Consider the following 6,022-nt stretch of genomic DNA (forward strand, 5'->3'; position numbering starts at 1 on the left):
GGAACTGACACTGGCATCTGGGCCGAAAGCGGACCCTCCCAATGTCCGCGATGGGGGGTGAGCGGTCATTCGCTGGCCCGGCGCACCAAGTCTGCTCCTGGGACTCTGCAGCCGTGAATGGCGTGCTCGCTGAATTTCGGCTCCTAGCGTGAGCCGACAGCATCACAGCTTCTGGAGCGATACTGCGGAACGAATGGCAATGAGAGGAGAGTTAGCCGCCAAGGTCCCAAGCCGGCGTTTCAGGGTGCCTCCAAAGCCTGTCGCATCGAGCATCAGGGTGCCGACCAGAGTCTCGCCCGGTTTCAGTTGAGTGGAATGCTTGCAGTGCCCGACAAAACACGGGCCAGGGCGATTTCGCGAGCGTGCTCGACATGGGCAGCCGCTGCTCGTTCGGCCGCGATCGGATCGGACGCCTCCAGCGCTGCGATGAGCGCTTCGTGGCCATCATCAGCCGCGGCGCGGTCCTGTTCGCCCGAGCCGGGTCCAAACAAGCCAAGATGGACCAGGCGCTCGCCTTCGTCTGCCAATGTGTCGAGAATGGCATAGAGCCGGGCATTGCCCGTTGCTCTGGCGATGGCACGGTGGAAGGCGCGATTAGCGGCCACAAAGGCCAGCCTTTCATCGGCAGTCCGCGCTTCTTGTGGCGCCTTGTTGAGCCGGCGCAGCGCCATGGTGTCGATCCGTCCCGCCGCCAAGGCGGCAGCCTTCGGTTCGGCAATCAGACGGACTTCGAACAGCTCGCGGATCGACTGTACGGTAACGGGCGAGACCGTATAGCCATACCGGGCAACCGGCAGCACAAGCCGCAGTTCCTCAAGCCGCGTCAGTGCAGACCGTGTGGCCGCCTTGGCCAATCCAAACCGCAGCGACAGGGCCGCCTCTGAAAAGCTGCTGCCGGGCGCCAATCGGCAGGCGATGATCTCTGACTTCAACATGGCAAAGGCTGCGTCGCTCTGGCGGGCCGAGTCCGGCGCGCCGCCTGACTTCGTCGGAACCGTTGATGCCATGTTGCCTCCCTCCAAACTCAATTCGCTTATAACATACTATTGACATGTCACTGTGAATACAACACGCTTTGCCAAATCTTGGAGGGCGGCATGGCGTTTGGACGAGCTATTGTGTCGATGGCGGCTCTGGCCTTGGCTGCCGGCATCTCCCAGTCCGCCGCGGCCCAGACTGATCTAGCGTCAGCCACAGTGCAGCAACTTGTCGCCGACTATGCCGCCGCGTGGGGTAGTCGTGCGCCGGACCGCATCGCTGCCCTTCACACGCCCGACACAGTCTTTGATCTGCGAATTGCCGGCGAGGAGCCCCAGACCGGGCGGCAAGCCGTGCGCGAGCGCTTCGCTCGCATCCTTCACGACAATCCAGGTTATGCGTCGACCGTAACCAAGGTCGGGTTCGGCCCGGACTTTGTTGTTATCGAGTACAGGATCGCCATGAACCCGCCGGCACCATTCGTGCTGGGCAGCGTCCGCTATGTCCCGACTGCGGAGCCCTACGTCGTGCCGGCGATCGACGTCATCCGCTTTCGTGATGGGCTCGTCAGCGAAAAGGTGACCTTCCTCGACGTCGACACGATCCGGACCAACAGCCTGACCACCGATACCGTGCAGGCGCCGAAATGAACCCGGCCGGCCTGTCCGCTGAAGCTGTGAGCATTATGCTATCCGTGTTCGTCCTGGCCGCGCTGACGGCGACGATGATGCTATGGATGTATGCAACCCGCCTGCCTGCCATGCGGCGAGCCGGTCTCGATCCGCAAGCGGCGGCCCATACAGCAGATCTTCGGGGCAAGTTGCCGGACTCGGCTGAGCGTGTCGCCGATAACTACAACCACCTTACCGAAGCGCCGACCGTCTTTTATGCCGTCGCACTCGGCATCGTTGTCCTTGGCGCCGCCGACCCTGTCCATGTCGCCTGCGCCTGGACCTTTGTCGGGCTCCGCGTTGCACATTCGCTCGTGCAGGCGACGATCAACCTCGTCGCTCTTCGTTTCATGCTGTTCACTTTGTCTTGGGTGGCGCTGATCATCATCATCGCTCGCGCAATGATCACGGGGCTCGCGCCGTGAGCCGCAGTTTGCACATTACTGTCGGACTACTGTGGTTGGCGACAGGGATTTTGATCTTCGCGGATCCGCACGGGTTCTACGAACGGACGCCAGGCCTTGCCATGATGGGGCCCTACAGCGTCCATTTCATCCGGGATGTCGGCCTTGCGTTCGTCGCATCCGGCGTTGCCACCACCTTTGGGGCCCGGCGCCGAAATCGCAGCCTCGCCTTGGCCGGCGCCGGTTGGCCCTTCCTTCACGCCCTGTTTCATTTCCAGATCTGGTCGCACCGAGGCTTTCCGTTCGATGCGATTGCCGCCTTTGATTTCATCGCGGTGATTGCACCGGCGTTCTTGGCCGTAGCACTGGCCTGGCGATTGACAGACTATGACCCCACACCCGGAAGAGGGCTATGCCGGTGATCGCTGCAGTCTGCTGGGGCGCGCTTGGCCTCATCCATTTGTTGCCTGCGCTTGCGCTGTTTCGGTCTTCGATGATCAGCAAGCTTTACGGCGTCCCATCGGGAAGCGCGACTTTCCTGCTGCTGCATCACCGGGCCGCGCTGTTCCTGTGTCTGCTGCTTGTCTGCGTCTGGGCGGCGCTGCGTTCCGAGGTGCGACCATTGGCAAGTGTCGTGGTCGCGATCAGCATGATCTCCTTTCTGTGGCTCTATGTGGCCGCCGGGCAACCAGCGGCGCTGCGACAGATAGCCATTGCCGATCTTGCGGGTCTGCCGTTCCTGGTGATCGCGGCCTGGCTTGCATTTGCGCCAGCGCGGGAGGGTTAGATGTCAGTTTGGCTGACAACCGTGGCCCCGGCGCTGGCGGGGCTGTTCTATCTGGCCCTTGGTCTGGCAGCGCTTGCACGACCGGCGACCCTGCTTGCCGGCTTCGGATTGGTTGCTGAGGGGGTCGACGCGCGCAACGAGGTGCGTGCTGTCTATGGCGGGTTTCCGCTTGCCGTGGCCGGCCTCGTCGCCTGTAGCCTGTTAGGCGCGCCGCATGCCACGGGCATCCTTCTTTCGCTGGCCGTGGCATCGCTTGGCATGGCGCTGGGGCGACTGGTGTCGGCGGTGCTCGACCGACACATCGGGCGGCTGCCAGCAATGTTTGCCGGCTTCGAGGTCGCGCTTGCGCTGCTGCTCGCGGCCGGCGCTATGGCCGGCTGATTGCGGGAGAATGCGTCGCGATGACAAATGCTTGTTCTGTCAACATCAACCCACTCATCCAGGCGGATGAGCAAGATTGGCGTCGACTCTGGGGCGCGTATCAACGCTTCTATGCGGTGGAGCTGACAGAAGCGATCCACACCTCGACATGGTCGCGCCTTCTCGATCCCGTCGTACCTATCTTTGGTGCAATCGCCCGCGATGAAAACGGCGTGGCCATCGGTTTGGTCCACCATATTCGCCATGCGACGTGCTGGAATACAGCGGACAGCTGCTACCTTCAGGATCTGTATGTCGATGAGGGTAGTCGCGGCGCTGGCGCCGGTCGCGCGTTGATCACGCATGTAGTCGATGCCGCAGCCGAGTATGGGGCGGCTTACGTCCATTGGCTCACGCATGAGGCGAACGCGCGCGCCATGCGCCTCTATGATGACATCGCCACGCGATCCGGGTTCGTCCAGTATCGCATTGCAATCCCAGGCTAGAGGCCAAGGGTCCATCACGGCGCCCTGAGGACGGGTGGCATTGAGGGAACAAACGTCAGATCTTGGTGGAAGCAGCCATTCGGCGGTGACATCTTGATCGTCCGCAACGGGTCGGGAGCGGCCGCCATCTCGTCAGCTAATAGCGGACATCTCCAACCGCTCCGACGTGGATACATTGCGCCAGATGGTCTCGGGCATGAGTGTAAGGCGAACCCCGTATTCGTCGGCAGCGGCGGCCAGGATTTGCCGAAACCACATCGGATAGGTCCATTCGCGCGGCACGGGGCTGACCAAGCACCTCCGAACGGGGTCCCAGCCGACTTCCATCGCAGCCCGGTAGATCGATGCGAAGTCTTCGTTTTGTGGAGTGACGCAGAGCCTACCTTCTCCGTCGATCTCGACGCTGACAATGCGGTCTTCCCTCATGTACCAAAGGTGCCCGTTGCTACCGACCTAGACAAGGTCCGCTTTGGGTCGGAAGCGGTCCTTAGCTCCAAGCCCGCAAGCGGACGCGACGAGGGTCGGCAACGAGTCACGACCAGTCATTCCTGACGGGTGTCATCCTCGCCTATGGCGCATTCCAGGAAGTGGAAGCCCCGTCTTCAGGCAACTCCGAACAGCCGATGTGGCCCGTTGTGGACGCTCTAAGCCCAAGAGACGCCCTCAGCCCACGAGATGAGAGATGGTCTTGACAATCGTATAGTGGGACAGCCCTTCCGCGCCGCCTTCGCGTCCGTAGCCACTGTCCTTCACGCCTCCGAACGGGGTCTCGGCGACAGAGGCCTCCAAGGTGTTGATCGAGACATTGCCGGCTTCGAGCTCCTCTGCGAGCCGGTCGGCGTTGCGGGCTGAGTGGGTGAAGCCATAGGCGGCGAGGCCGAACGGTAGGGCGTTGGCCTTCTCGATGGCTTCGTCGAGAGACGCCACTGGGTTGATGATGGCGAACGGGCCGAAGGGCTCCTCACGCATCGCGCGAGCGTCATCGGGCGCCTCGGCGATCACCGTGGGCGCGAAGAAGTAGCCGTCACCCGTCATCCGATGACCCCCAGTTAGCATCCGCGCGCCTTTGGCGCGGGCGTCCTCTGAAAGTGCCTCGAGCGCGTCGGGACGGCGGCGGTTGGCCAGGGGGCCCATCTGTGTTGAAGGGTCGAACCCGTCGCCTACGTGGAGCGCCGCGGCCGTCTCAGCGAATGCCTGGGCGAAGGGCTTGTAGATAGACTCATGGACGTAGAACCGGGTCGGCGATGTGCAGACTTGGCCGGCATTGCGCATCTTGCGGGTTGCCGAGGTGATCGCCGCCTGCACGGGATCCACATCGTCGCAAACCACAACCGGCGCGTGGCCGCCCAGTTCCATCAAGACAGGCTTCATATGCCGAGCCGCCAGCTCGGTGAGTTGCTTACCGACGGCCGTAGAGCCCGTGAAGGCAACGAGCCGTGTCTGCGACTGAGGGATGAGATGGGACGAGATATCCGCGGGAACGCCGAACACCAGGTTCAGCACGCCGGCCGGCAAACCAGCGTCATGGAAGGCGCGAGCAATATGCACGGCGCCCGCCGGGGTTTCCTCCGCGGCCTTGAGGATGATGGAGCAGCCAGCTGCCAGGGCGCCGGCCACCTTTCGGGAAGGTTGGCTCATCGGGAAGTTCCACGGTGAGAAGGCCGCGACCATCCCGATCGGTCGGTGCAGGACGATGTACTTGATGCCCGGGGCGCTGGGGATCACGCGGCCATAGGTTCGAACCGCTTCGCCTGCATCCCACTCGAAGAACTCGCAGCCACGGATGACTTCCATGCGAGCTTCCGTGAGCGGCTTGCCATGCTCAAGGGTGATAGCTTGTGCGATCTCCTCGTTGCGGTCGCGCATGAGCCGAGCGGCGCGCAGCATGATCTCAGCCCGCTTGGCCGGCGCAGTCTGGCTCCAGATTCGGAAACCCCTGGCGGCGGCGGCCAGCGCATCGTCCAGGTCGGCGCGCGACGCGACGGGCAGCAGCCCGATCTCTTGCGCCGAGGCCGGGTTGAGGATGGGTAGGCTGTCCTGCGTCGTTCGCCAGGCGCCGTCGATGTGGAGTTGGATGTCGGGGTAGTGTGCCAAGAGCGGCCTCCAGGCGCGGAGCTCGGGCTCCGGCGGTTGTATCGAGCCCTGAGGGTATCCACCGCTCCACCTGATCGGAAATCATAGTATCGCCGGGTATTATAAGGTGGAGTGATATTCCGCTCCCGGGAGGGCTCCGCTTCCGGGCGGCGCAGTTGTCAGGCGCGAGCTTCGGGGAGGAAGCCGAGATTCGCGACGCGCCTGGAGGAACTACTTCATCGT

General features: G+C 63.1%; 9 protein-coding genes. 6 read left to right on the top strand and 3 right to left on the bottom strand.

What is annotated here, in order from left to right:
- Window positions 1-302 precede the first annotated feature (302 nt).
- Window positions 303-1,007: a GntR family transcriptional regulator gene (locus tag ACIQ3R_RS14065; protein ID WP_397419488.1), complete on the bottom strand. Its 705-nt coding sequence runs from the start codon at window positions 1,005-1,007 to the stop codon at window positions 303-305.
- Window positions 1,008-1,097: 90 nt separating this feature from the next.
- Between ACIQ3R_RS14065 and ACIQ3R_RS14070 the strand changes: the two genes are divergently transcribed.
- The 6 genes from ACIQ3R_RS14070 to ACIQ3R_RS14095 are packed head-to-tail and all read left to right on the top strand — an operon-like array spanning window position 1,098 to window position 3,706.
- A complete protein-coding gene (locus ACIQ3R_RS14070; RefSeq protein ID WP_397419489.1) occupies window positions 1,098-1,628 on the top strand; it encodes a nuclear transport factor 2 family protein in 531 nt (176 codons plus the stop codon).
- A complete protein-coding gene (locus tag ACIQ3R_RS14075) occupies window positions 1,625-2,074 on the top strand; it encodes an MAPEG family protein (protein ID WP_397419490.1) in 450 nt (149 codons plus the stop codon). The genes ACIQ3R_RS14070 and ACIQ3R_RS14075 overlap by 4 nt, the downstream gene beginning before the upstream one ends.
- A 35-nt stretch (window positions 2,075-2,109) precedes the next feature.
- Entirely contained in the window at window positions 2,110-2,475 is a 366-nt protein-coding gene (locus ACIQ3R_RS14080) for a hypothetical protein (protein ID WP_397419491.1), read from the top strand.
- On the top strand, window positions 2,466-2,840 hold the full coding sequence (locus ACIQ3R_RS14085) for a hypothetical protein (RefSeq protein WP_397419492.1): 375 nt from the start codon (window positions 2,466-2,468) through the stop codon (window positions 2,838-2,840). The genes ACIQ3R_RS14080 and ACIQ3R_RS14085 overlap by 10 nt, the downstream gene beginning before the upstream one ends.
- Window positions 2,841-3,221: a DUF4345 family protein gene (locus ACIQ3R_RS14090; RefSeq protein WP_397419493.1), complete on the top strand. Its 381-nt coding sequence runs from the start codon at window positions 2,841-2,843 to the stop codon at window positions 3,219-3,221.
- A 20-nt stretch (window positions 3,222-3,241) separates the two neighbouring features.
- Window positions 3,242-3,706 carry a GNAT family N-acetyltransferase gene (locus ACIQ3R_RS14095; protein ID WP_397419494.1) on the top strand — a complete coding sequence of 155 codons (465 nt, stop codon included), beginning with the start codon at window positions 3,242-3,244 and terminating at the stop codon, window positions 3,704-3,706.
- Window positions 3,707-3,838: 132 nt separating this feature from the next.
- On the opposite strand, the gene ACIQ3R_RS14100 is transcribed toward ACIQ3R_RS14095, so the two are convergent.
- Both ACIQ3R_RS14100 and ACIQ3R_RS14105 read right to left on the bottom strand, forming a co-directional pair.
- On the bottom strand, window positions 3,839-4,132 hold the full coding sequence (locus tag ACIQ3R_RS14100) for a hypothetical protein (RefSeq protein ID WP_397419495.1): 294 nt from the start codon (window positions 4,130-4,132) through the stop codon (window positions 3,839-3,841).
- A 237-nt stretch (window positions 4,133-4,369) separates the two neighbouring features.
- Window positions 4,370-5,800, bottom strand: a complete 1,431-nt coding sequence (locus tag ACIQ3R_RS14105; RefSeq protein WP_397419496.1) for an NAD-dependent succinate-semialdehyde dehydrogenase — start codon at window positions 5,798-5,800, stop codon at window positions 4,370-4,372.
- Window positions 5,801-6,022 lie beyond the last annotated feature (222 nt).

Source organism: Phenylobacterium sp., from assembly GCF_044371015.1.
GTDB lineage: Bacteria > Pseudomonadota > Alphaproteobacteria > Caulobacterales > Caulobacteraceae > Phenylobacterium.